Origin of the sequence: Cupriavidus sp. WKF15, assembly GCF_029278605.1 — a bacterium.
Lineage (GTDB): Bacteria > Pseudomonadota > Gammaproteobacteria > Burkholderiales > Burkholderiaceae > Cupriavidus.
Genome location: NZ_CP119572.1, coordinates 1,904,531 through 1,929,171, shown reverse-complemented (window position 1 = coordinate 1,929,171; position 24,641 = coordinate 1,904,531). Strand labels below are relative to the sequence as shown.

18 protein-coding genes and 2 tRNA genes are annotated in these 24,641 nt (G+C 65.3%); 8 read left to right on the top strand and 12 right to left on the bottom strand.

Annotated elements, in window-relative coordinates; translation table 11 throughout:
* Positions 1–228 precede the first annotated feature (228 nt).
* From lon to CupriaWKF_RS08940, 4 genes are all read left to right on the top strand, one after another.
* Complete coding sequence (lon, locus tag CupriaWKF_RS08955) at positions 229–2,640, top strand: endopeptidase La (RefSeq protein ID WP_276100732.1); 2,412 nt, start codon at positions 229–231, stop codon at positions 2,638–2,640.
* Positions 2,641–2,881: 241 nt separating this feature from the next.
* Positions 2,882–2,957 (top strand) — tRNA-Val (locus CupriaWKF_RS08950).
* A 45-nt stretch (positions 2,958–3,002) separates the two neighbouring features.
* Positions 3,003–3,079: transfer RNA gene (locus CupriaWKF_RS08945), tRNA-Asp, on the top strand.
* Positions 3,080–3,274: 195 nt separating this feature from the next.
* Positions 3,275–5,224 (top strand): SurA N-terminal domain-containing protein, encoded by a 1,950-nt coding sequence (locus CupriaWKF_RS08940; protein WP_276097566.1) that lies wholly within the window; start codon positions 3,275–3,277, stop codon positions 5,222–5,224.
* 71 nt (positions 5,225–5,295) lie between these two features.
* On the opposite strand, the gene CupriaWKF_RS08935 is transcribed toward CupriaWKF_RS08940, so the two are convergent.
* Positions 5,296–5,901, bottom strand: a complete 606-nt coding sequence (locus CupriaWKF_RS08935; RefSeq protein WP_276100730.1) for an arylesterase — start codon at positions 5,899–5,901, stop codon at positions 5,296–5,298.
* Between the two features lie 49 nt (positions 5,902–5,950).
* Between CupriaWKF_RS08935 and CupriaWKF_RS08930 the strand changes: the two genes are divergently transcribed.
* Entirely contained in the window at positions 5,951–6,649 is a 699-nt protein-coding gene (locus CupriaWKF_RS08930) for an ABC transporter ATP-binding protein (RefSeq protein ID WP_276097565.1), read from the top strand.
* On the opposite strand, the gene pgi is transcribed toward CupriaWKF_RS08930, so the two are convergent.
* From pgi to CupriaWKF_RS08900, 6 genes are all read right to left on the bottom strand, one after another.
* Positions 6,646–8,280, bottom strand: a complete 1,635-nt coding sequence (gene pgi, locus CupriaWKF_RS08925; RefSeq protein WP_276097564.1) for a glucose-6-phosphate isomerase — start codon at positions 8,278–8,280, stop codon at positions 6,646–6,648. The two genes, CupriaWKF_RS08930 and pgi, sit on opposite strands and share 4 nt — an antisense overlap.
* Positions 8,281–8,495: 215 nt before the next feature.
* Positions 8,496–10,076 (bottom strand): NAD(P)H-hydrate dehydratase, encoded by a 1,581-nt coding sequence (locus tag CupriaWKF_RS08920; RefSeq protein WP_276097563.1) that lies wholly within the window; start codon positions 10,074–10,076, stop codon positions 8,496–8,498.
* An 81-nt stretch (positions 10,077–10,157) separates the two neighbouring features.
* Entirely contained in the window at positions 10,158–11,468 is a 1,311-nt protein-coding gene (locus tag CupriaWKF_RS08915) for a TRAP transporter large permease subunit (protein ID WP_276097562.1), read from the bottom strand.
* Positions 11,468–12,019, bottom strand: coding sequence for a TRAP transporter small permease (locus tag CupriaWKF_RS08910; protein WP_276097561.1), 552 nt, complete (start codon positions 12,017–12,019; stop codon positions 11,468–11,470). The genes CupriaWKF_RS08915 and CupriaWKF_RS08910 overlap by 1 nt, the downstream gene beginning before the upstream one ends.
* A gap of 69 nt (positions 12,020–12,088) precedes the next feature.
* Positions 12,089–13,054 carry a TRAP transporter substrate-binding protein gene (locus CupriaWKF_RS08905; RefSeq protein WP_276097560.1) on the bottom strand — a complete coding sequence of 322 codons (966 nt, stop codon included), beginning with the start codon at positions 13,052–13,054 and terminating at the stop codon, positions 12,089–12,091.
* 139 nt (positions 13,055–13,193) lie between these two features.
* Positions 13,194–14,549 (bottom strand): amidase, encoded by a 1,356-nt coding sequence (locus CupriaWKF_RS08900; protein ID WP_276097559.1) that lies wholly within the window; start codon positions 14,547–14,549, stop codon positions 13,194–13,196.
* Between the two features lie 214 nt (positions 14,550–14,763).
* On the opposite strand from CupriaWKF_RS08900, the gene CupriaWKF_RS08895 reads away from it, so the two are divergent.
* Together CupriaWKF_RS08895 and purL are read left to right on the top strand one after the other, a co-directional pair.
* A complete protein-coding gene (locus CupriaWKF_RS08895; protein ID WP_276097558.1) occupies positions 14,764–15,369 on the top strand; it encodes a winged helix DNA-binding protein in 606 nt (201 codons plus the stop codon).
* A 200-nt stretch (positions 15,370–15,569) separates the two neighbouring features.
* Entirely contained in the window at positions 15,570–19,616 is a 4,047-nt protein-coding gene (gene purL / locus CupriaWKF_RS08890) for a phosphoribosylformylglycinamidine synthase (protein WP_276097557.1), read from the top strand.
* A 66-nt stretch (positions 19,617–19,682) separates the two neighbouring features.
* On the opposite strand, the gene acs is transcribed toward purL, so the two are convergent.
* Entirely contained in the window at positions 19,683–21,749 is a 2,067-nt protein-coding gene (gene acs / locus CupriaWKF_RS08885; protein ID WP_276097556.1) for an acetate--CoA ligase, read from the bottom strand.
* Between the two features lie 284 nt (positions 21,750–22,033).
* Between acs and CupriaWKF_RS08880 the strand changes: the two genes are divergently transcribed.
* Positions 22,034–22,465 (top strand): ACT domain-containing protein, encoded by a 432-nt coding sequence (locus tag CupriaWKF_RS08880; RefSeq protein WP_276097555.1) that lies wholly within the window; start codon positions 22,034–22,036, stop codon positions 22,463–22,465.
* 81 nt (positions 22,466–22,546) lie between these two features.
* On the opposite strand, the gene CupriaWKF_RS08875 is transcribed toward CupriaWKF_RS08880, so the two are convergent.
* The 4 genes from CupriaWKF_RS08875 to CupriaWKF_RS08860 form a co-directional block, all read right to left on the bottom strand.
* Entirely contained in the window at positions 22,547–22,837 is a 291-nt protein-coding gene (locus CupriaWKF_RS08875) for a hypothetical protein (RefSeq protein ID WP_276097554.1), read from the bottom strand.
* Between the two features lie 51 nt (positions 22,838–22,888).
* Positions 22,889–23,683, bottom strand: a complete 795-nt coding sequence (locus CupriaWKF_RS08870) for a peptidylprolyl isomerase (protein WP_276097553.1) — start codon at positions 23,681–23,683, stop codon at positions 22,889–22,891.
* A gap of 4 nt (positions 23,684–23,687) precedes the next feature.
* Entirely contained in the window at positions 23,688–24,002 is a 315-nt protein-coding gene (locus tag CupriaWKF_RS08865; protein WP_276097552.1) for a BolA family transcriptional regulator, read from the bottom strand.
* Positions 24,003–24,069: 67 nt separating this feature from the next.
* Complete coding sequence (locus CupriaWKF_RS08860) at positions 24,070–24,609, bottom strand: septation protein A (protein ID WP_276097551.1); 540 nt, start codon at positions 24,607–24,609, stop codon at positions 24,070–24,072.
* Between the last annotated feature and the right edge of the window lie 32 nt (positions 24,610–24,641).

Below are 24,641 nucleotides of genomic sequence, written 5' to 3'. Positions count from 1 at the left end.
CAGGAGCCCACGGCAGCCAGCCAGCAAGGCCGCTCGCGTAGAAGCGAGCGGCTTTTTTTGTTTAATTCAACCGACGAAGAGGAGGAAACGCGGGTATGCTGTTCCAGAGGGGCCTGCAAGTGCAGGATGCGGCATCAGCCTGTCAATCCAAATCGGTTTCGTCTCGGTATCTTGTAATCGATTTGGGCGGCCCAATTTACGCCTTAAATGACTGACTTGGGGAAAATGATGTCCGGAACACAACTCCTCCCGGCCGAGCCGATTCGCCTCCCACTGTTGCCGCTGCGCGACGTGGTGGTGTTTCCGCACATGGTGATCCCGTTGTTCGTGGGACGCCCGAAGTCCATCAAGGCGCTAGAGACTGCGATGGAGTCGGGCAAGAGCATCATGCTCGTGGCGCAAAAGACCGCCGCCAAGGACGAACCGACCGCCGACGACCTGTACGAGGTCGGCTGCATCGCCAATATCCTGCAAATGCTGAAGCTGCCGGACGGCACCGTGAAGGTGCTGGTCGAAGGCACGCAGCGTGCAAACATCCGCGAGGTCAGCGAGGACGAGTCGCACTTCATGTGCGAAGCCGTTCCCGTGCCGCCCGCGCCGGTTGAAAGCGCCGAGACCGAGGCTCTGCGCCGCGCGATCGTGTCGCAGTTCGACCAGTACGTGAAGCTCAACAAGAAGATCCCGCCGGAGATCCTGACTTCGCTGTCGGGGATCGACGAGGCAGGGCGCCTGGCCGACACCATCGCAGCGCACCTGCCGATCAAGCTCGAGCAAAAGCAGAAGATCCTGGAGATGGTCAATGTGACCGAACGCCTGGAAAGCCTGCTGTCGCAGCTCGAGGGCGAGATCGACATCCTGCAGGTGGAAAAGCGCATCCGCGGCCGCGTCAAGCGCCAGATGGAGAAGAGCCAGCGCGAGTACTACCTGAACGAGCAGGTCAAGGCCATCCAGAAGGAACTGGGCGAGGGCGAAGAAGGCGCCGACCTGGAAGAACTCGACAAGCGCATCAAGGCTGCGCGCATGCCGAAGGAAGCCAAGAAGAAGGCCGATGCCGAATTCAAGAAGCTCAAGCTGATGTCGCCGATGTCGGCGGAAGCCACCGTCGTGCGCAACTACATCGACACGCTGGTGAACCTGCCGTGGCGCAAGAAGAGCAAGGTCAACAACGACCTGGCCAATGCCGAGCGCGTGCTCGATGAAGACCATTACGGTCTCGAGAAGGTCAAGGAACGCATCCTTGAGTATCTTGCCGTGCAACAACGCGTGGACAAGGTCAAGGCGCCGATCCTGTGCCTGGTCGGGCCTCCCGGCGTAGGCAAGACCTCGCTCGGCCAGTCGGTGGCGCGCGCCACGAACCGCAAGTTCGTGCGCATGGCACTCGGTGGCGTGCGTGACGAGGCCGAGATCCGTGGTCACCGCCGTACCTACATCGGCTCGATGCCGGGCAAGATCCTGCAGAGCCTGTCGAAGGTCGGTGTGCGCAATCCGCTCTTCCTGCTCGACGAGATCGACAAGATGGGCATGGATTTCCGCGGCGATCCGTCGTCGGCGCTGCTCGAGGTGCTGGACCCGGAACAGAACCACACGTTCCAGGACCACTACATCGAAGTGGACTTCGACCTGTCCGACGTGATGTTCGTGGCGACGTCGAACTCGCTGAACATCCCGCCGCCGCTGCTGGACCGGATGGAAGTGATTCGCCTGTCGGGCTACACCGAGGACGAGAAGCTCAATATCGCCACGCGTTACCTCCTGCCCAAGCAGATCAAGAACAATGGTCTGAAGGCTGGCGAGATCGAGGTGACCGATGCAGCGATCCGCGACATCATCCGCTACTACACGCGCGAAGCCGGTGTGCGTTCGCTCGAGCGCGAGGTGTCCAAGATCGCTCGCAAGGCGGTCAAGCTCCTGCTGCTGAAGAAGGAGTCGGGCACGATCAAGGTCGATTCGGAGAACCTCGACAAGTTCCTGGGCGTGCGCAAGTACGACTTCGGCCTGGCCGGCAAGGAAAACCAGGTTGGCCAGGTGACCGGTCTGGCGTGGACGGAGGTGGGCGGCGATCTGCTGACCATCGAAGCCGCGATCATGCCGGGCAAGGGCAACATCACCCGCACCGGCTCGCTGGGCGACGTGATGAAGGAGTCGGTCGAGGCTGCGCGTTCGGTGGTGCGTTCGCGGGCACGTCGCCTGGGTATTGCGGATGAGATGTTCGAGAAGCGCGACATCCACATCCACGTGCCCGAGGGTGCCACGCCCAAGGACGGTCCGTCGGCCGGCGGCGCCATGACGACTGCGCTGGTGTCGGTGCTGACCGGCATTCCGGTGCGTGCGGATGTGGCCATGACTGGCGAGATCACGCTGCGCGGTGAAGTGCTGCCGATCGGTGGCCTCAAGGAAAAGCTGCTGGCTGCCCACCGTGGCGGTATCAAGCTGGTGCTGATCCCGGAGGAGAACGTCAAGGATCTCGCCGAGATTCCCGACAACGTGAAGAACGCCATCGAGATCGTGCCGGTCCGCTGGATCGACAAGGTGCTGGAACTGGCACTCGAGCGCAAGCCCGAGCCGCTGCCCGAGGAAGATGCCAAGCCCGCCGAGGTGGCGGACAAGGCAACGGCCAAGGTCGAGATGATCCACCACTGATCCGTTTGCTGCACAGACGGAAAGAACGCCGCGGTGTCACACCGCGGCTTTTTTCTTTGGCGGCGCGAGTCGGATGTGCGTATTTGGCCTGCGAAAGATTATTGCGATCAGTGCTTGGCAAATCGAAATCTCTCGTATTACAATCGCGGCCTCGCAACGCAAACAGCGGCAACCAGGCAGTAACCGCCGAATCGTGCGAAGCGAGATATCCTGCAGGCGGCCAAGCCTGCGATGGTCCAGTGGGTGCTTAGCTCAGTTGGTAGAGCGGCGCCCTTACAAGGCGTAGGTCGGGGGTTCGAGCCCCTCAGCACCCACCACTTCACCATTGCGCATGTGCCGGATCGATTGCAGGGACCGACAAAGGAGTGGTAGTTCAGTCGGTTAGAATACCGGCCTGTCACGCCGGGGGTCGCGGGTTCGAGTCCCGTCCACTCCGCCAGATCATGCAACGCAAAAATGCCCGCTTAAGCGGGCATTTTTGTTTTTCGGCGCCGGTGCTGCCGACCGTGGCATGGCTGCAATCGCACGCAGACATCCGTATCCCGCCGCTGGCCGGCAAATGGCGGTGCAGCGCCTGGCTCCTGCTAGAATCGCGGGGTTTGACCCTCGTGCCAACCCTCTTACCCGAGTCCGCATGCTTGATTTCGTACGCAACAACCGGCGCCTGATGCTTTTGCTGCTGCTGCTGCTTGTCTTTCCTTCGTTCGTGTTCTTCGGCGTGGAGAGCTATTCGCGCTTCATGGACAGCTCGCACGATGTCGCGAAGGTCGACGGCCGCGCGATCACGGTGCAGGAACTGGACAATGTGGTGCGTGAACAGAGCGAACGCATGCGCCAGATGCTTGGCGCCAGCTACGATCCGCGCCAGTTCGAAGGCCCGGCGCTGCGCAAGAGCGTGATGGACCAGCTGATCCTGCAGCGCGTGGTGGCCAACGAGGTGGCACGCGAGCACCTGACGGTATCGAACGCGCGCTTGTTCGAGGCGATCAACAGCATTCCGGCCATTGCGCAACTGCCGCGCAAGCAGGACGGTTCGATCGACGACAAGGCCTATCTGCAGCTGCTGGCCGCGCAAGGCATGACGCCGGAGCAGTTCGACGCGCGCATGCGCTTTGACCTGGCCACGCAGCAGCTGGGCACCTCGATCGCCGGCACGGCGTTCGTGCCCAAGTCGCTGCTCGATCGCCTGATCGCCGTGCGTGACCAGCAACGCGATGTGCAGGCGCTGCTGTTCAAGCCGGCCGACTACACGGCGAAGGTGCAGCCGGATGCCGCCGCACTGAAGGCGTATTACGAGAGCCATCAGTCTGCGTTCTCGGTGCCCGAGCAGGCCAAGGTGGAATACGTCGTGCTCTCTGGCGATGCACTGGCGGCGGCGCAGGCTGTTACGCCGGAGCAGCTGAAGTCTTACTACGACAGCAATATCGCGCGCTTTCGCACGGATGAGCAGCGCCGCGCGAGCCATATCCTGATTGCCGCGCCCAAGGATGCGCCGGCAGCGGATCGGCAGGCGGCCAAGGAGAAGGCAGGCAAGCTGCTGGAAGACCTGCGCAAGCACCCCGACACGTTTGCCGATGTGGCGCGCAAGCAGTCGCAGGATCCGGGTTCGGCGGAAAAGGGCGGCGACCTCGGCTTCATGGGTCATGGCGCGCTGGTCAAGCCGTTCGAGGATGCCATGTACGCGCTCAAGGACGGCCAGATCAGCGACGTGGTGGAAACGGACTATGGCTATCACATCATCAAGCTGACCGGCATCAAGCCGGCCGAAACCAGGCCGCTCGATGCCGTGCGGCCCGAGCTGGAGGCCGAGCTGCGCAAGCAGTTTGCCGCCAAGAAGTACGCGGAGGATGCCGACGCGTTTGGCAATATGGTGTACGAACAGTCCGACAGCCTGAAGCCGGCCGCCGACAAGTTCAAGCTGACGATCCAGACCGCGGATGGCGTGACCCGCCAGCCGAACCCGGCGCTGGGGCAGAACAGCCCGCTCAACAATGAGAAACTGCTCAAGGCGCTGTTCAGCGATGACGCAATCAAGAACAAGCGCAACACCGAGGCCGTCCAGGTCGGCCCGACCACGCTGGTTGCGGCCCGCATCGCGGATTACCGCCCGGCGACCGTGCGCAAGTTCGAGGAGGTCGAAGCCAAGGTCCGCGAAGGCTACATCGCCCAGCAAGCGGCGGAACTGGCCCGCAAGGATGGCGAGGCTCGACTGGAAGCGCTGAAGAAGAGCGACAGCGCGCAGGGCTTCGGCAGCGTAACCATGGTGTCGCGCGCCAAGGCGGAAGGTGTGGAGCCCAAGGCCGTGGAAGCCATCATGCGCGCGGATGCCACGAAGCTGCCCGCGATGGTCGGCGTGGACCTGGGCGCGAACGGCTATGCGGTCTACCGCATCACCAAGATCACCCAGCCGCAACAGGCCAACAGCGGCCAGCGCCAGGCCGAGGCGCAGCAGCTTGCGCAACTGGCTGGCCAGACGGAGCTTGGGGCCTACTACGAGAGCCTGAAGGCACGCTCCAAGGTCAAGATCCTCAAGCCAGTCGCGGCGGCCGATACGGCGGCTGGCAGCGAAGCGGCGGCGCAATAAGTCCCGCGCCAGCGACAAAGACCCCTGCAAATCTCGCAGGGGTCTTTTTTTGCAGTGTGCGTGCTGTGTCGTCAGCCTTTTCCGGCGGGTCTTAGCAGGGGCCTGAGCTGAGGCCACACGGTGTCCAGCAGGGCCGGCTGGGCATCCGCAGTCGGATGGATGCGGTCCGGCTGGAACCAGTCCTGGCGCGAGATGACTTTATCGAGGAAGAAGGGCACGAGCGGCGCCTTGAATTCCTGAGCCAGCCGCGGATAGAGCGCGAAGAATTTCTCAGTGTAGTCCTGGCCGTAGTTCGGCGGGATGCGCATGCCGATCAGCAGCACCCGGGCGCCGGCCTTCTGTGCGCCGCCAACGATCGTACGCAGGTTGGACTCGGTGACCTGCAGCGCAAGGCCGCGCAAGGCGTCATTGGCGCCAAGCTCCACGATGACCACAGCAGGGCGATGCCGTGCCAGCAGGTCAGGCAGGCGCGTCTTGCCGCCGATCGTGGTCTCGCCGCTGATGCTTGCGTTGACGACGCTATAATCAAGGCGCTCTTTCTGCAAGCGCTGCTGCAACAGGCTGACCCAGCCAGAGCCGCGCGCAATGCCATATTCGGCCGAGAGGCTGTCGCCAAGCACCAGTACGGCAGGCGCCGCCTGCGCGGCGGCGGTTCCCGCCGACACCATGAATGCCATGCAGGCGGCCAGTGCCGCCTTGTGCCAACTGCTTCGGATCCAACTCTTCATGTCCTCTTCCATCCTCGACGTCGAGTCATTGGGAAAGACCGTTGCCGACACGACTGGTTCGCTGACGATTCTGCACGACGTCACGTTTTCCGTCACGGGCGGCGAAACGCTCGCCATCGTGGGGGCATCGGGCTCGGGCAAGTCGACGCTGCTCGGCTTGCTGGCCGGGCTGGACCTGCCGACGAGCGGCATGGTGCGGCTCATGGGCCAGGATCTCTTCGCATTGGACGAGGATCAGCGCGCCGCGCTGCGGGGACGGCATGTCGGTTTCGTGTTCCAGTCGTTCCAGCTCGTGGGGCACCTGACCGCGCTGGAGAACGTCATGTTGCCGCTCGAGTTGCGCGGGGAAACGGATCGGATCAGGGAGCGGGCGGCAGATATGCTCGAGCGCGTCGGCCTGGGCGCGCGGCTCAATCACTATCCGCGCACGCTTTCGGGTGGCGAACAACAGCGCGTGGCGCTGGCCCGCGCCTTTGTCACGCGTCCTGACATCCTGTTTGCCGACGAGCCTACGGGTAGCCTCGATACGTCCACTGGCGAGGCCGTGATCGCGCTGATGTTCGAGCTCAACCGCGATGCCGGGTCCACGCTGGTGCTGGTTACCCACGACCGTTCGGTGGCGGCGCGCTGCAGCCGCATACTGACGATCGACGCTGGCCGCGTGGCCAGCGATGAGTGGATGGCAACCGAAGTCTAGCCTCGCGCCAGCACGCCGCGGGCCCTGGCAATCAGCGCTGCCGTGGACGCATCGTGCTGACTGGCTTCGGCGCCGTTCAGTTCGGCTTCGATCGGGCGAGCCAGGATCTTGCCCAGCTCCACACCCCACTGGTCGAAGGAATTGATATTCCAGACCACACCTTGCACGAAGGTCCGGTGCTCATAGAGCGCGATCAGGGCACCCAGCACGTGCGGCGTCAGGTCTTCCATCAGCAGCGTATTGCTGGGGCGGTTGCCCTCGAAAACCATATGGGCGATGCGCAGCTCGTCGGTCATGCCGGCCGCTCGCAGTTCCTCGGCGGAACGGCCGCGCATCAGCGCCTCGGCCTGGGCAAAGCAGTTGGCCAGCAGTTTGGCATGGTGGCCGGGCAGTTCGCGCGGCGGCACCAGTGGCGCAACGAAATCCACCGGTACGATCTGCGATCCCTGGTGGATCTTCTGGAAGTACGCATGCTGGCCATTGGTGCCCGCGGAACCCCACACGACCGGGCAGGTATGCGTGCGCACGCGCCGCCCGTTGAGCTGCACGGACTTGCCGTTGCTTTCCATCTCCAGCTGCTGCAGGAACGCCGGGAACAGCTCCAGCGACGTGGAGTAGGGTGCCATGCAACTGGTCGGCAGGTTGAAGAAGTTGCGGTACCAGATGCCGAGCATGCCCAGCACGACAGGCATGTTGCGTTCGAGCGGCGCGGTGCGGAAGTGCTCGTCCATGGCACGGCCGCCGGCCAGCAGGTCGGCAAAGGCATTGAAGCCAACCGCCAGCGCAATCGACAGGCCCACCGAGGACCACAGCGAGAAGCGGCCGCCGATCCAGTCCCAGAACTCGAACATATTGGCCGGGTCGATCCCGAATGCGCGTACGGCCTCCACGTTCGTCGACACCGCGACGAAGTGCCGGGCCAACTGGTCCTCGGAAACGCCATTGGCCAGGAACCATTGCCGCGCGCTGTGCGCATTGGCCATGGTCTCCAGCGTGGTGAAGGTCTTCGAGCAGACGATCATGAGCGTCCGCCGCGGATCAAGGCGCTCAAGGGCTTCAGCCAGTTCGGTGCCGTCGACGTTCGATACGAAGTGCATGCGCGGCCCGGAATGGCCGTCATCATGTGCGAGGTGCGACAGCGCACGGCACACCATCTTCGGGCCAAGGTCGGAGCCGCCGATGCCGATGTTCACGACATCGGTGATGCGTTCGCCGGCTGCGCCGGTCCACGCACCGCTGCGGACGGCTTCAGCGAACGCTCGCATGCGAACCAGGACGTTCTGGATGCACGGCATCACAGGCATACCATCAACCCTGAAGCCGGCACCGGCGGTGGCGCGAAGCGCAACGTGCAGGGCAGCGCGGTCCTCGGTGGCGTTGATATGCTCGCCGGCAAACATGGCATCCCGACGCGCCGGGACACCGGCCTCGTCGGCCAGCTGCAACAGCAGCTGCATGGTCTGCGGCGTGATCCGGTTCTTTGAGTAATCCAGGTACAGGCCAGCCGCTTCCAGCGAAAACTGCCTGACACGATCCTCGCCGCCATCGGCAAACCAATCCCGCATCTGGTCGTCGCGAATGGCGTCGTGATGCTGCAGCAGGGCGTTCCAGGCGTGAAGGTTGGTAGGCATGCAGGGTACAGATTTGTTGCAGGAGCTTGGTACCGGCGAACTGCCGGGTAGCTGCAAGTATAAAGCGTGTCTTGCCTCGATCACGCTAATTCGGTGCAGTTATCGGTTACGAGATGAAACGGTAGCGCAGTCGTATCCGGGAGCCTGTCGGCCTTTGTCCGATTGTGGCAATGATCCGGTGCAATTGTGTCCGTTGATGCACCGGCTGCATTGCACTAACCCGCCTCCCCGCGCAACAGCGCATTGAAGATCGTACGCGCCGGAATGCCGAGTTCGCTCGCCGCGAGCCCCGCCGGCCCTGTGCCGTTTGCCACCAGCATGTCGGCGGCGCGGCCATGTATCCATACGGCCGCCTGCGCCGCCTGCAGCGGCGGCATGTCCTGGGTTAGTAGCGCGCCAGCCATGCCGGCCAGCACATCGCCCGTGCCCGCGCTTGCCAGCGCGGCGTTGCCGGTCGGGTTGATCGCGCCGGCCGGTGTGCCGGGCGCGGCAATCACGGATCCGGAGCCCTTGAGCACGACGACGGCTTGCCACTGTTCCGCCAGCGTACTGGCTGCTGCCAGGCGGTCGCGCTGCACCGCGGCCACATTGCAGCCCAGCAGGCGTGCGGCTTCGAGCGGGTGCGGCGTCATGATGCGCGACAGTCCCGACGCTGACAGCGTGGCAGCCAGCCCGGCATCGCCGGCCAGCAGGTTGAGGGCGTCCGCATCCAGGACCAGCGCAGGCGGATCGTTGCAGCGGCCGGCGTCTTCCAGCCATTGCGCAAGGGCCTGGCGTGCGCCGGGATCGGTGCCCATGCCCGGCCCGATGACCAGGGCCGACATCGCGCCGGGGGCAAGGTCGGTCAGCGAATGCAGCATCAGCTCGGGGTGGACAGGATCGATGGCGGGCGCTGACGGCGCCAGAAAGCCGACGTGGACTTTCCCGGCGCCGAGGCACTGCGCCGCGCGTGCGCCAAGCAGCGGGGCGCCGGTCATGCCGGTATTGCCGCCGATGATCGCGAGCGACCCGAACGTGCCCTTGTTGGCGGCATGGCGGCGCACCGGCAGCGCGTCCCGGAACAGCGCCGGGCCGTTCACCCAGGCCCGCGGCGTCTGTGCGGGCGGAAAGTCCAGGCCCAGCGGTGCGATATCGACAATGCCAGCGCAGTCGCGTCCATCCAGCGTGAGCAGGCCAGGCTTGGCACCGAGGAACGTGAGCGTGCGGCAGGCGCGCACGGCGGGCTCGCCGGCACCGGTATCCGCAAACAGGCCGCTTGGAATATCGAGCGCGAATACGGGTGCCGGCGCCTGGGCAAGGCGCTCGATCCACGCGGCGATGGTGCCGCTTGCGGCGCGGTTCAGGCCGATGCCGAGCAGGCCGTCGACCACTGCCGCCATCCCTGCCGGCCAGGCGGCTGTAGCTGCCATTGCCGCCATGGGCACGCCCGCGGCGCTGGCTTCCTGCCATGCGCGCGTTGCGTCGGCCGGCATGCGCGAGGGGTCCGCAGTGAGCCAGACCCGCACATCGCGCCCGGCCTGGTGCAGGCGTGTCGCGGCGACCAGCGCGTCGCCGCCGTTGTTGCCGGGCCCGGCCAGGAACAGCAGCAATCCCTCGGGCACATGCTGCGCCAGCCAGCCGGCGGCCGCGCCGCCGGCGCGAGACATCAGTTCGAACGACGGCAGGCGCGCAAACGCGGCGTTCTCGATGCGGCGGATGGTGTCGACATCGTAGAGCGGAATGGCCTGCGCCGAATCGGCGGCCAGCGCCGTCCAGCCTTCAGCCGGGATCGGGGAACAAGGTTGCGTCGGGTTCATACGGGTACGGGTTCAGCCGGGGCCGATGCCATCTGGTCAGTGCCAATCTTGCCGGAACCGCATGCCATTGCCCAGTCCTCCCTATCTGAGTTCCTTCTGCATGACAGCGTCCGGCAGCCAAGTCACCAGGGCCGGCCAGATCGTGATGATGCCGATCGCCACGACCATCATCATGAAGAAGGGCAACGATACCCGGGCAATATAGTTGCTGTCCTTGCCTGTCATGCTCTGCAGCACGAACAGGTTGAAGCCCACCGGCGGCGTGACTTCAGCGATCTCCACGAGCAGCACGATGAAGATGCCGAACCATACCAGGTCGAAGCCAGCCGCCTGCACCATGGGCAATACGGTGGCCGTGGTCAGCGCGATCATCGAGATGCCGTCAAGGGCCGTGCCGAGCAGGATGTAGATCACCGTCAGCACCGCGATCAGCGCCCAGGGCGACAGGTGCAGCGCGGCCACCCACTCGGCCAGGGCGCGCGGTATGCCGGTGAAGCTCATGGTGACCGACAGGAACGAGGTCGCACCGAGCACGAACATGATCATCGCGGTAAGCCGGGTGGCCGACATCAGGCTCTCCCAGAACGCCGCGCGTGTCAGCGAGCCACCGGCCCATGCCAGCGCCAGCGAGGCGACCACGCCGTAGGCCGCGGCCTCGGTGGCCGTGGAGTATCCCGCCATCATGATCCATGTGATGAAGCCGATCAGGATGATGCACGGCATCAACTGGCGGATCGAGGCCACGCGCGCCTTCCAGCCGAACTGTTCCGCTGGCGGCGTCCGGTCCGGGTGCAGCAGGGCCCAGACCACGATATAGCCCGAGAACAGCAGCATCAGCAGCAGGCCGGGCAGGAAGCCGGCGAGGAACACGCGGATGATCGAGACATCGGCCGATACCGCGTAGACGACCATGGTGATCGACGGCGGAATCAGGATGCCGAGCGTGCCGGCCGTCGACAGCGAGCCAAGCGTGACGCGCTCGTCGTAGCCGCGCCGCGTGAGTTCGGGCAGCGCCGATTTGGCGATCGTCGCGCAGGTGGCTGCCGACGAGCCGGACACCGAGCCGAAAATCCCGCAGCCGAGGATATTGACGTGCATGAGCCGGCCCGGCAGCCAGTTCAGCCATGGCGAGAGGCCGTTGAACATCTGCTCGGACAGCTTCGTGCGGAACAGGATCTCGCCCATCCACACGAACAGCGGCAACGAGGCCAGCGTATAGGAGGCGCTCGACGACCACCACGCATTGGCGAGGTTGACCAGCGCCTCGCGGTCGGAGAAGACCACCAGGCCGACCCAGGAGGTCACGGCGATGGCGACGGGTATCCAGGCGCCGATGGCCAGAAAGACGATCATCACCAGCAGCAGGACGAGCGCGACAAGGACCGTGCTCATCAGACCGACTCCCCGAAATCGCCGGCGGCCAGCTTTGCTTCCTGTGCCAGCTGGTAGCGCGGCTTTTGCCGGCGCAGCACGCGCAGCCATTCGTCGGCGACGGCCAGCATGAAGCCGATGCAGCCGATCACGGCAAAGCTCTGCGGAATCCACAGGGGGATCACGATCTCGCCTTGCGAGACATCGCCGATCTCCCAGCTTTGCCACGCGAAGGTGCCGAGCGCCCAGGCAGCATAGATGGCGAAGATGAGGCAGAGGGTCAGCGACAGAAGTTCCAGTGCGCGGCGCCGGCGCGGTCCCGCCGCTTCGAGCAGTATTTCCACGCGCACGATGCCGCCGTGCTGGAAGGTCTGGCCGAGGACCAGGAACGCCGAGGCCGCGCACAGCCAGGCCACGATGTCGTCGCCGCCCTTGAAGATAAAGGCGGTTTCGCGCGACAGCGACATCAGGATCATGATGGCGCAGACAGCAAGGATGCAGAGCGCACCCAGGACGGCGCACAGGTCAAGCAGCCGGTCGAGCCAGCGCTTGCGGGGCGTGGGGGATGCCATGGCGGACGGTGTGGTGGCCAGCGGTAGAAGAAAGGCGAAGGCGCGCGCCTTCGCCGTGGGTGCAGCGGGCTACTTGCGGTAGGCTTCCAGGATGGCCTTGCCGTCCTCGCCCGCGCTCTTTGCCCAGTCTTCCACCATGGCCTGGCCGACCTTCTGCATGTCGGTCTTCAACTGCGGCGAGGGCGGCTGCACCGTCATGCCGTTGCGCGACAGCGTGGCGAGATAGTCCCGGGTCTTCTGCTCCGACACTTGCCAGCCGCGCTTTTCGGCATCCGCCACGGCCTTGAGCAGGGCGTCCTGGGTCGGCTTGTCCAGCGCGGCGAACGCCTTCTTGCTGACCACCAGCATGTTCTTGGGCAGCCAGGCATCCACGGTGTAGAAGTACTTGACGCTTTCCCACACCTTGGTGTCGACACCCGTCGCACCCGACGAGATGAAGGAGTTGACCGTGCCGGTCGCCAGCGCCTGGGCCAGGTCGGCCGCCTGGATCGTGACCGGTTGGGCGCCGACCAGTTCTGCAATGCGCGAGGTGGCTGGATTGTAGGCGCGCCACTTCAGGCCCTTCATGTCCGCGGCCGCGTTCAGCGGCTTGTTGGCATAGATGCCCTGCGGCGGCCAGGCCACGGCGTAGAGCAGCTTCATGCCCTGCCTGTCCAGCAGCTTTTCCGTGACCGGGCGCGACGCCTGCCACAGCCGGTAGGCGTCGGTGTAACTGGTGGCCAGGAACGGCACGGCGTCCACGCCATAGACAGGGTTCTCATTGGCCAGGGTGGACATGAGCACCTCGCCCATCTGGACCTGGCCGGTCTGCACGCCGCGCTTGATCTCGTTGGCCTTGAGCAGCGACCCGTTCGGATGCAGCACGATCTTCAGCTTGCCGCCGGTGGCCTTGTCCACCTCGCTGGCCATCTGCTGCAGGTTTTCGGTGTGCATGTTGCCCGCGGGATAGCCGGTGGGCAGGTCCCACCTGGTGTCTGCCTTTGCTGACATGACGATCAGCGCCAGGCTGGCCGCAACGAATGCCTTGACTCGCATCTCGATCTCTCCTGGTGTGCGCGCCGCGGAAGGCGCGTGTGGTACAGCTGGGTACAGCTGGCGTACTACCTGGTGCTGGCCGTGACCGCCATACAAAGGCGGCCACGCCAGGCGCAAGATCAGCGTTGCGGCGGCGGGCTTATTCGTCGCGCGGGCCGGGTTGCACGATGCCTTCCAATGCAAGCGCCGTGCCGAGCAGTTGCGTATCGTGCATCGGACCGTGGGACAGCATCAGCCCGACCGGGAGTTCGTCGGGCGCGTGGCAGGGCAGCGAAACCGAGCAGCCATCAAGGAAATTGAAGGCCGAGGTATTGCGCAGCAGCAGCGCGTTGGTGCGGAAGAACAGGTCATCGTCGCTGCAGAGCGGCGCGATGGCCGGGGCGACCATCGGTACGGTCGGGCAGACCACCGCGTCGAAGCGCGCCAGGCGGGCCTCGACCCGGGCGATCCAGTCGATCCGCGCGCGGGCGAGGTCGACATAGTCGGCCGCGCCCATGGCCGCGCCGCGATCGATGCGCATCGCCACACGCGGATCGTAGAGCTCGCGCCGCGCGGCAAGCATCTGGCGATGGATCGAGTAGGCCTCGGCCGCGCTGAAGCCGCCCATGGCGTTCAGGTCCGGAAGTTCGGCCAGCTCGGGCAGATCGGTGTGTTCCAGCTGCACGCCAGCAGCGGACAGCCGTCCCAGCGCGCGGTCGAAGGCCCGCGCGACCACCGGGTCGAGGTCATCCAGCAGTACCTGGCGCGGAATGGCCAGGCGGATTGCCGCCGGCGCCGGGGCGCTCGGCACCAGCGCGCTGTCGGCGATCACGCTGTCGACCATCAGGCAGTCATTGACCGTGCGGGCCATGGCGCACGCGGTGTCCAGCGTGTAGGACAGCGGAAAGGCGCCGGTGAGCGGCACGCGGCGCGTGGTCGGCTTGAAACCGGTCAGGCCGCACAGGGCCGCCGGAATGCGGATCGATCCGCCGGTATCGCTGCCGAGCGCTGCCACGGCCAGGCCGAGGGCCACTGAGACCGCCGCGCCGGAAGACGATCCGCCGGGGATGCGGGCGACGCCATCCGCGCTGGCCGGGTTCACCGGCGTACCGAAATGGGGATTGATGCCCACGCCCGAGAACGCGAACTCGGTCATGTTGGTGCGGCCGACAATGGCTGCGCCAGCCTGGCGCAGGCGCGCGACCACGGCGGCATCGGCGCTGGCTGGCGCAGCGTCGTGGCGTACCGCCGATGCGGCGCGCGTGACCTCGCCGGCCACATCGAAGAGATCCTTGACCGAGACCGGCAGGCCGGCAAGCGGATGCAGGGGCTTGCCGGCACGGCATGCGGCATCCGCGGCGCGGGCGGTCTGGAGGGCGGTATCGAAGGTGCTGTGCAGGAACACCGCCTGCGCGCGCACGTCGGTCGCCGCATTGGCGGCTGTCTCGACCAGTTCGGCGCGGCTGGTGGCGCCTTCGCGCAGGCGGGCGTTCAGGGTATTGAGGTCTGGAAGCATCGTGGGCGTGGAGGCGGGCAGGGTGCAATCGCTCCGAAATGGCCGGCGCGCAGGCTTCAGGCGCGCAGCCCCTCGAGCCCTGCCTGTTCATTGTTCTTGTCGAGCACCTCATGCTCCATAATTTGTCGATAAACTGTCAAGCCAAAATTGACGGGGGCGGCGCCGCGGGCAGGGCTCCGGCGGCTCCCGTCCAAGGTTGCAAGGAGCATTCCCCATGGCACGCAAGCCCGCCGCGCCCGGTCCGGCCGCCGAAGCCGACCTCATTTCCGCGCCGGACACCGCGCCCGTCAAGCCCGCTGTCCCGCTGTCGCGCGCGGCGGGCACCAATATCGTGTCGTCATCGCACCTGGTGTCGGCGCGCAGCCCGCAGCTGTCCGAGTTCGAGTTCGGCCTGAACACCGCTTACAACGCCTACAGCCGCTGGGTGGTGCGCTGCATGGGAGCTGCCGGCGTGCGCGACCTGACCTTCCTGGACGTGCTGGTGCTGCACCATGTCAACCACCGCGGCCGCGCCAAGCGCCTCGCCGATATCTGCTTTGTGCTGAACGTGGAGGACACCCACCTGGTGACCTATGCGCTGAAGAAGCTGCAGGGCCTGGGCCTGGTGACGGGCGAGCGCATCGGCAAGGAGTCCACGTATTCGACCACGCCGGCCGGTGCCGAGGCCTGTGCGCGTTACCGTGAAATCCGCGAGCAGTGCCTGACCAGCAATTTCACCGAGGGCAGCGAGGAGAATGCAGAGATCGGCGAACTCGCGCGCTTGATGCGTGTGCTGACCGGACTCTATGAGCAGGCGGCGCGCTCGGCTACGTCACTTTGAGCGCAGGACTCGGGTTGCATCGGGAAAAGTGATGCATAAGCATTATCACGGCCAGGCCTAACACAGATGCGCCGTGATGGCGCAGTGCAAAATCCGGGTGCCGGCAAGGTACAATACTGGTTTCCCGCCGGCCGGCGCCCCATGCAGCGGTGCCGGCAAGCAGCAGCCCCTACCTCCTTCGCCTCCCGACCGCTACGATCATGGCGCATTTTTCGTGCTTCCCCGGCGCTTTGGCGCTTTCCGCCTTCCGCCAGCAACGCCTGCTCACCGCCCTGCGGCAGATCGACACCGATATCGAATCGGTGCACGGCCAGTTCCTCCATTTCGTCGATTCGGACACCCCGCTGTCCACCGAAGACCAGAGCCGCATTGCCGCGCTGCTGACCTACGGCGCGCCGTTCGCCGAGCAGCCGGAAGGCGACCGCTTTGTCGTGATCCCGCGTTTCGGCACGATTTCGCCGTGGGCCAGCAAGGCCACCGACATCGCCCATAATTGCGGCCTGACGCACGTGCACCGCATCGAGCGCGGCATCGAGATCACCGTCATCTGCAAGAAGGGCCTGCTGCGCGGGCGCAAGGCGCTGGATGCCGACACGCGTGCCGCGGTGGCCGCGCACCTGTTCGACCGCATGACTGAAACGGTGATCGCCACGCGCGAGGAAGCCGCCGGACTGTTCCAGGAGCTGCCGGCCAAGCCGCTGCGCTTCGTCGACATTTCCGCCGGCCGCGGCGCGCTGGCCGAGGCCAATGTGGCCATGGGCCTGGCGCTGTCGGAAGACGAGATCGACTACCTGATCGACGCCTACGCCAAGCTCGAGCGCAACCCGACCGACGTCGAGCTGATGATGTTCGCGCAGGCCAACAGCGAGCACTGCCGCCACAAGATCTTCAACGCCACCTGGACCATCGACGGCGTGCAGCAGGACAAGTCGCTGTTCGCGATGATCCGCAACACGCACCAGCTCAATCCGCAGGGCTCGATCGTGGCCTATTCGGATAACTCTGCCGTGATGGAAGGCGGCGTCGCCGAACGCTGGTTCCCGCGCGGCGATGCCCACAAGTATGGCCGCCACGAGGCGCTGACCCATACGCTGATGAAGGTCGAGACGCACAACCACCCGACCGCGATCTCGCCGTTCCCGGGTGCCTCCACGGGCGCCGGCGGTGAAATCCGCGACGAGGGCGCGACCGGCCGCGGCGCCAAGCCCAAGGCCGGCCTGACTGGCTTCACGGTGTCGAACCTGATGCTGCCCGAGGCCGTCGAGTCGTGGGAAAACGATCGCGACGCCGCCCAGCCGGTGGCGCACCGCAACCCCGACGACAAGGCCGGCGTGACCGGCAAGCCGGACCGCATCGCCTCGCCTCTGCAGATCATGATCGAAGGCCCGCTCGGCGGCGCCGCGTTCAACAACGAATTCGGCCGCGCGAACCTGGGCGGCTACTTCCGCGTCTACGAGCAGAACGTGGGCGGTACCGTGCGTGGTTACCACAAGCCCATCATGATCGCGGGCGGCATCGGCAATATCGACGCCAGCCACACGCACAAGAACGACCTGCCGGCCGGCACGCTGCTGATTCAGCTCGGTGGCCCGGGCATGCGCATCGGCATGGGCGGCGGCGCCGCCAGCTCGATGGCGACCGGCACCAACACCGCTGACCTGGATTTCGATTCGGTCCAGCGCGGCAACCCCGAGATGGAGCGCCGTGCGCAGGAAGTGATCAACGCGTGCTGGCAGCTCGGTGACGAGAACCCGATCCTGTCGATCCACGACGTTGGCGCGGGCGGCATTTCCAACGCGTTCCCCGAAGTGGTGGACGGCGCCGGCCGCGGCGCGCGCTTCGACCTGCGCAAGGTGCACCTGGAGGAGTCGGGCCTGTCGCCGGCCGAGATCTGGTGCAACGAATCGCAGGAGCGCTACGTGCTGGCCATCGCGCCGGACAATTTCGCCAGGTTCCAGGCCATGTGCGAGCGCGAGCGTTCGCCGTTCGCCGTAGTGGGCGTGGCCACCGAGGAAAAGCAGCTGCAGCTGGTCGATTCGCATGTCGACGCCGCGCTCAAGGAGCACTACACGGTCGACATGCCGATGGAAGTGCTGCTGGGCAAGCCGCCGCGCATGCACCGCGACGTGAAGCGCGTCGAGCAGGCACTGCCGGCGGTGGACGTCACCGGCATCTCGCTGGAACAGGCCGTGCGCGACGTGCTGCGCCACCCCACCGTGGCCAACAAGTCGTTCCTGATCAGCATCGGCGACCGTACCGTGGGCGGCATGAACGCGCGCGACCAGATGGTCGGCCCGTGGCAGGTGCCGGTGGCCGACGTGGCCGTGACCACGCTCGACTACAAGGGCAATGCCGGCGAGGCGATGACCATGGGCGAGCGCACGCCGCTGGCCGTCATCAACGCCCCGGCCTCGGGCCGCATGGCGATCGGTGAAGCGCTGACCAACCTGGCAGCGGCGCCGGTCAAGGACCTGGGCAAGGTCAAGCTGTCCGCCAACTGGATGGCCGCCTGCGGCGTGGAAGGCGAGGACGCCAAGCTGTACGACACCGTGCATGCGGTCGGCATGGAACTGTGCCCGGCCCTCGGCATCAGCATCCCGGTCGGCAAGGATTCGCTGTCGATGCGCACCAAGTGGCAGGACGACGGCGTGGCCAAGGAAGTGGTGGCGCCGGTGTCGCTGATCATCTCCGCGTTCGCCGCGGTGGACGACGTGAACCGCACGCTGACGCCGCAGCTGCGTACCGACGCGGGCGACACGGTGCTGATCGGCATCGACCTCAGCCGCGGCAAGAACCGCATGGGCGGCAGCATCCTGGCGCAGGTCACGCAGCAGGTCGGCGACAGCGCACCGGACGTGGACAGCGCGGAAGATCTGAAGAACTTCTTCAATGTGATCCAGCGCCTGAATGCCGAGGGCAAGCTGCTTGCGTACCACGACCGCTCCGATGGCGGCTTTGTCGCCACGCTGGCGGAAATGGCGTTTGCCGGCCACTGCGGTATCTCGCTGAATGTCGACATGCTGGCGCTGGATCCGCAGCAGGAACAGGACTATGGCGATGCCAAGAACTGGGCCCAGCAGATCGCCGAGCGCCGCAATGACCAGACCCTGCGCGCGCTGTTCTCGGAAGAACTGGGCGCGGTGGTGCAGGTGCGCCTGCAGGACCGCGACACGGTGTTCGCCGTGCTGCGCGAAGCTGGCCTGTCGGCATGCAGCCATGTGATCGGCAAGCCCAACGCGACCGACCAGATCGAGATCTATCGCGACGCCAAGAAGGTGTTCGGCGCCTCGCGCACGGACCTGCAGCGCAACTGGAGCGAGGTCAGCTGGCGCATCGCGCGCCTGCGCGACAACCCGGTCTGTGCCGACAGCGAATACGACCGCCTGCTCGACGCGGCGGACCCCGGCATCAGCCCGGTGCTGACTTTTGATCCGGCCGAGGACATCGCAGCCCCGTTCATTTCCACCGGCGCGCGTCCGCGCGTGGCGATCCTGCGCGAGCAGGGCGTCAACTCGCAGATCGAGATGGCATACAGCATGGACCGTGCGGGTTTCGACACGCACGATGTCCACATGAGCGACCTGATCGCGGGTCGCGCGAACCTGGCAGACTTCAAGGGCTTCGTGGCCTGCGGCGGCTTCAGCTACGGCGATGTGCTGGGCGCCGGCGAGGGCTGGGCCAAGACCATCCTGTTCAACGCGCAGATGGCCGAGCAGTTCGCGGCCTTCTTCAACCGCCAGGACACGTTTGCGCTGGGCGTGTGCAACGGCTGCCAGATGATGAGCAATTTGGCCCCGATCATCCCGGGCGCCGGTGCGTGGCCTAAGTTCACGCGCAACCAGTCGGAGCAGTACGAGGCGCGCTACGTCACGGTGGAAGTGCAGCAGTCGCCATCGGTCTTCTTCGCCGGCATGGAAGGCAGCCGCATTCCGATCGTCGTCGCGCACGGCGAAGGGTTTGCCGACTTCTCGCAACAGGGCGATCTCGGGCAGGCCAATGTGGCGCTGCGGTTTGTGGACAACCACGGTGCGGTCACGCAGACCTATCCGCTGAACCCGAACGGCTCGCCGGACGGCATCACCTCGGTGACGACAACCGATGGCCGCTTCACCGTGCTGATGCCGCACCCGGAACGTGTGTTCCGTGCCGCGACCATGAGCTGGGCGCCGGATGCCTGGAAGCAGGTGGCGGATGGGGCCAGCCCGTGGATGCGGATGTTCCGCAACGCGCGCAAGTGGGTGGGGTAAGGCTGCACAGCTTGCCGTTCGTGCATTGAACAAGCCCGCCTTGCGCGGGCTTGTTCCTTTGTGGCGTCAGTCCTGCCCGCCGGCCTGTTTCTTGATCTTCTCGACAACTTCTGGATTGGCCAGCGTGGACACGTCCCCCGGTTCCTGCTTGTTCGAGATGGCCGCCAGCACGCGCCGCATGATCTTGCCAGAGCGGGTCTTGGGCATGTCGGGCACGATCACGACACGGTGCGGCCGTGCAATGGCGCCGATCTGCGAGACCACCGAGGCGGCGACCTTGCTGGCGATCTTGGGGGACGCCTCCACGCCCGGTTTCAGGGAGACATAGAGGTCGGGCACCTTGCCCTTGACCTGGTCGGCAACCGGCACCACCGCCGCTTCGGCGACGTCGGGCACCAGCAGCGCAGCCGATTCGATTTCCTTGGTGCCGAGGCGGTGGCCGGCGACGTTGATCACGTCGTCGATACGGCCGAGGATGCGGAAGTAGCCGTCCGCGGCCTGCATGGCGCCGTCCCCGGCCATATAGGGCCAGTCGCGCCAATCCTTGCTGTCGGAGTTCTTGCAGTAGCGCGCATAGTACTGTTGCACGTAGCGGTCAGGGTCCTTCCAGACCGTCTGCAGCACGCCAGGCCAGGGGTTGCGGATGCAGATATTGCCGGCCTTGCCGGAGCCCATCGGCACTTCCTTGTTGTCGTCGTCGTAGATGACCGGATGAATGCCCGGAATGCCGGGGCCCGCGCTGCCGGGCTTCATGGCATGGATGCCTGGCACAGTGCTGCACAGGAACCCGCCGTTTTCGGTCTGCCACCAGGTGTCCACGATGACAGCCTCGCCCTTGCCCACAGTGCTGTAGTACCACTTCCAGACCTCGGGCTCGATCGGCTCGCCCACAGTCGTCATGTGTTTGAAATGGTAGTTGTACTTTGCGGGCTCGTCGGGGCCGTTGCGCCGCAGCGCGCGGATTGCGGTGGGCGAGGTGTGGAAGATGTTGACGCCGAGGGACTCCGCGATGCGCCATGGCCGGCCGGCATCGGGCCAGGTGGGCAGGCCTTCGTAGACCACCGACGAGGCGGCGAGGGCGAGCGGGCCGTAGACGATATAGGAATGGCCCGTGATCCAGCCGATATCGGCCATGCACCAGTAGACGTCCTCGGGGTGGATGTCCTGGATGTACTTTGACGTCCACGCGACGTAGGAAAGGTAGCCACCGGTGGAGTGCTGGCAGCCCTTGGGGCGGCCGGTGGTACCGCTGGTGTACATCAGGAACAGCGGCGCCTCGGCGGGCATCGGGGCGGGCTCTACGCGCTTGCCGCGGAAATCGGCAAGCACCTCGTTGACGATGACGTCGCGCCCCCTGGCGAGCGCGGCACCGCTCGAGTACTTGCCCGGGTAGCGTTGCCAGATCAGGACTCTCTCGACCGGGTGGCCGGCGCTGGCCGCCTCAGTCGCCGCAATGTCCTCTTTTTCCTTATGGTCGAGCAACTCGCCGCCGCGCCAGTAGGCGTCCATGGTGATCAGCAGGCGGCTTTCGGAATCAACGATGCGGTCCGCGCACGCCTTGCCGCTGAACCCGCTGAAGACCTGCGAGTGTATGACCCCGAGCCGCGCGCAGGCCAGCATCGTAATTGGCAGTTCAGCCACCATGGGCATATGGAGGGTGACGCGGTCGCCTGCGTTCAGGCCGAAGGCGTCGCGCAGGCAGGCGGCAAGCTCATTGACGCGTACAAACAGTTCCTGGTAGGTCAGGTGATGCACCGTCTCGTTCTCAGGCTCCGGCACGAAGTGGATGGCGGTCTTGTTCCTGTTCCTGGCGAGATGGCGGTCCACGCAGTTATGGCAGGCGTTGATCCTGCCGCCGACGAACCAGCGCCAGAATGGCGGGTTGCTGGCATCGAGCGTGGTCTCCCAGTACTTGTACCAGTCCAGCAGGTCGGCAAATTCCTTGTAGCACTCGGGAAAATGCTCGAGCGAAAATCGTTCGAAGATGCGTGGATCGGTCAGATTGGCCTGGGCAATGAACTGCGCCGGTGGCGGGAAATAGTCCTCTTCCGGCCAATGCACCGCAATCTGCGCCTCGGAGACTTCTGCCGCTCGCCGCTCCGCGGCATGGCGTGGTGACTTGTCTTCTGACATGACGGTTCCCCTTCAGATGGTGCGGGGACTCCACGTGACGCGGCACGCGTGGGTCCTGAACACAATCTCCTGGCCTTCCACGGCATTGATCCGGCCAGTACCACTTCCGGCCCTTCAAGGCGTCGGGCTGCCTTGCCGCGGCATGGCGGCGGCCCGGGAAACGATAAATCCATATTAAGTCTGCGACAGCTCGGTTGCCAGACCGGCGCCGCGCCTTCCGCCTCGCCTTGTCCTCGCCAGCCCATGAGCTAGATTTCAATGGCAATGTCATTGGAGGACGCGAGATGGCAAAGGATCTTCTCGTCGAGCGGATGGATGTGTGGGCTGCCTCCATTCCAGACCGGCCGGGCGGCCTGGCCGAGGTGCTGGAGGCGCTGCGCGACGCGGGCGCGGACCTGCAGTTCGTGGTTGCCCGCCGGAGTCCGGAGGCACCCGGAAAGGGCGTGGTGTTCGTGACACCGCTGCAGTCTGACAGGGAAATTCGTACGGCTGCGCAAGTCGGTTTCAATGTCACGAACAGCTTGCATTCACTGCACATCATGGGACCGAACGAGCCCGGTGTTGCCGCCGAGCTGACGCGGAAGCTCGCTACGGGAGGCATCAATTTGCGTGGCTTTTCGGCTTCCGTGATCGGTACGCGGTTCGTCGCCTACCTCGCTCTGGATTCGCTGGACGATGCGAATGCTGCCCTGGAGATCCTGAGCCGCGACAACTGAAGGGCAGGTGCATGCAGCCGCAAGGATGCAGGTGGCGGAGGTGGCGTTCCGGGGGGCGACGATCGGGCTGGGGGCGCGTTGCTACTCTTGCAGCGGCGCCTTCAGCCGCGAACTCCACGATGCATAGGCGAAATGCAGCAGTCGTCTGCTGTCAATGCCTTCGGGTGGAATGATTTCTCCGCGTGCTTCCCGGTACGCTACCACGGCGCGCAGAGTCTTCTCGGGGGCATAACGGTCCCGCAACGGAAGATGGGGATGCAGGGTGCGCCACCCGGGGGCGGCGCCGTCAAGCGAGGCCGAGGCAAGCGCGCAATAGCACATGCCCCGCGAAGTGAGATGCCAGAGTTGCCAGTAGCCGGTCTGAGGCTCCACGCTGCTGCTTCCTTCTAGTCTGCAGCCCGGCGGGGGGACCGGCCTGCAACGTTACTGGATCTTTGCCTTGTCCTTGAGGTTCTTCATCATGGCCTGGAACTGCTCGCGCTGCCAGTTCTGGTCGCCCATCATCATCTGCATCAGCTGGGGCTTGACCTCTTCGTAGCTCGGGATCTTGGCGTCGCGAACATCGACGAGTTCGATGATGTGCCAGCCGAACTGGGTCTTGACCGGCGTATCGGTCATCTGGCCCTTCTTCAGGCCGGTCATGGCCGCCGAGAATTCCGGCACGTAGCTGCCGCTGTTGGCCCAGTCCAGGTCGCCGCCGTTGGCCGCGGAGCCCGGATCCTTGGATGAGGCCTTGGCCAGGTCCTCGAACTTGGCGCCGCCCTTGATCTTGGCGATGATGGCCTTGGCATCGGCTTCGTTCGCCACGAGGATGTGGCGCACGTGGTATTCCTTGCCATTGCCGAACTGGGACTTGATCTTGTCGTACTGCTTGCGCAGTTCGGCGTCGCTTGCGCCGTGGGTCTTCACGTAGTCCTCGAACACCGCGCCGGCCAGCACGTTCAGGCGCGCTTGCTCCAGCTGCTCCTGCACGTCGTCACGCTGCGTCAGGCCTCGCTTGTTGGCTTCCTGCACCAGCAGTTCGCGGTCGATCAGCATGCTGCGCGCACGATCCCGCAACTCCGGGTTGTCGGGCTGGCCGGTGCCGGCGATCAGCTTGTCCAGCTTGGCCGAGGGAATGGCCTTGCCATTCACGACAGCGGCATTCTGGGCGGCTGCGGGCAGGCTGCCGGCAGCGAGCACAGCCGCCAGGCTGAACGAGAGGACGGTGGTCTTCATGGAATCAGGTCTGAGAGTTGCTGGAAGAACCGCGTGAGGTTTCGCGGGATTGAAATTCTTGATCGGTGAACGCGGTCACGGCCAAAGCGTGGATCTGCGTGGGGAACAGACCGCGCAGCGCATCATACACCATGCGGTGCCGCGCAACGCGGGTGTGGCCCGTAAAGCGCTCGCTGACGATGGTCACGTCATAGTGGCCACCGCCGGATGCCGCACCGGCATGGCCGGCATGCAACGCGCTGTCATCACGCACGACCAGGTGGCTTGGAGCAAGCGCTTCACGCAGAATCGCCTCGATAGTGGCGGGATCAGCTGCCATTTGTGTTCCTCAGGGATTCTTGGAGCGAGGCCCGGAGGCCCGGGCCCCGACAATGTTCGCGCAGGCCTCAGTCCTGCGTGTTTTCCTGCATATGGCGCGACAACCAGACGCTCTGCGCGATGATGAAGACAAGCATCAGCCCCATGCTGCCGAACAGCTTGAAGTTCACCCAGGTGTCCGTGGAGAACTGGAAGGCCACATACAGGTTCAGCAGCCCCATGGCCGCGAAGAAGCCGGCCCATGCCGCGTTCAGGCGTCCCCATACCGCATCGGGCAGCGTGACCTGCTTTTCCATCATGGCGCGGATCAGGTTCTTGCGCCAGCCGATCACCGAGCCGATCAGCGCCGCGGCGAAGAGCCAGTACAGCACGGTCGGCTTCCACTTGATGAAGGTCTCGTTGTGCAGCACCAGGGTGGCGCCGCCGAACACGCCGATGATCAGCAGGCTCACCCACTGCATCGGTTCGACCTTGCGGTGGCGCAGCCACACCCAGCCGATCTGCAGGATCGTGGCGCCGATGGCCACTGCCGTGGCGGTGTAGATGCCGGCCAGCTTGAAGGCGGCAAAGAAAAGGATGACCGGGAACAGGTCGAACAGGAATTTCATGCAGGAATAACTTGGGTTGGCGGGCCCGGCTC

Coding starts and splice junctions, on each gene's coding strand:
- lon (WP_276100732.1), top strand. CDS start 229: ATGTCCGGAACACAACTCCTCCCGGCCGAGCCGATTCGCCTCCCACTG.
- CupriaWKF_RS08940 (WP_276097566.1), top strand. CDS start 3,275: ATGCTTGATTTCGTACGCAACAACCGGCGCCTGATGCTTTTGCTGCTG.
- CupriaWKF_RS08935 (WP_276100730.1), bottom strand. CDS start 5,901: ATGGCATTCATGGTGTCGGCGGGAACCGCCGCCGCGCAGGCGGCGCCT.
- CupriaWKF_RS08930 (WP_276097565.1), top strand. CDS start 5,951: ATGTCCTCTTCCATCCTCGACGTCGAGTCATTGGGAAAGACCGTTGCC.
- pgi (WP_276097564.1), bottom strand. CDS start 8,280: ATGCCTACCAACCTTCACGCCTGGAACGCCCTGCTGCAGCATCACGAC.
- CupriaWKF_RS08920 (WP_276097563.1), bottom strand. CDS start 10,076: ATGAACCCGACGCAACCTTGTTCCCCGATCCCGGCTGAAGGCTGGACG.
- CupriaWKF_RS08915 (WP_276097562.1), bottom strand. CDS start 11,468: ATGAGCACGGTCCTTGTCGCGCTCGTCCTGCTGCTGGTGATGATCGTC.
- CupriaWKF_RS08910 (WP_276097561.1), bottom strand. CDS start 12,019: ATGGCATCCCCCACGCCCCGCAAGCGCTGGCTCGACCGGCTGCTTGAC.
- CupriaWKF_RS08905 (WP_276097560.1), bottom strand. CDS start 13,054: ATGCGAGTCAAGGCATTCGTTGCGGCCAGCCTGGCGCTGATCGTCATG.
- CupriaWKF_RS08900 (WP_276097559.1), bottom strand. CDS start 14,549: ATGCTTCCAGACCTCAATACCCTGAACGCCCGCCTGCGCGAAGGCGCC.
- CupriaWKF_RS08895 (WP_276097558.1), top strand. CDS start 14,764: ATGGCACGCAAGCCCGCCGCGCCCGGTCCGGCCGCCGAAGCCGACCTC.
- purL (WP_276097557.1), top strand. CDS start 15,570: ATGGCGCATTTTTCGTGCTTCCCCGGCGCTTTGGCGCTTTCCGCCTTC.
- acs (WP_276097556.1), bottom strand. CDS start 21,749: ATGTCAGAAGACAAGTCACCACGCCATGCCGCGGAGCGGCGAGCGGCA.
- CupriaWKF_RS08880 (WP_276097555.1), top strand. CDS start 22,034: ATGGCAAAGGATCTTCTCGTCGAGCGGATGGATGTGTGGGCTGCCTCC.
- CupriaWKF_RS08870 (WP_276097553.1), bottom strand. CDS start 23,683: ATGAAGACCACCGTCCTCTCGTTCAGCCTGGCGGCTGTGCTCGCTGCC.
- CupriaWKF_RS08865 (WP_276097552.1), bottom strand. CDS start 24,002: ATGGCAGCTGATCCCGCCACTATCGAGGCGATTCTGCGTGAAGCGCTT.
- CupriaWKF_RS08860 (WP_276097551.1), bottom strand. CDS start 24,609: ATGAAATTCCTGTTCGACCTGTTCCCGGTCATCCTTTTCTTTGCCGCC.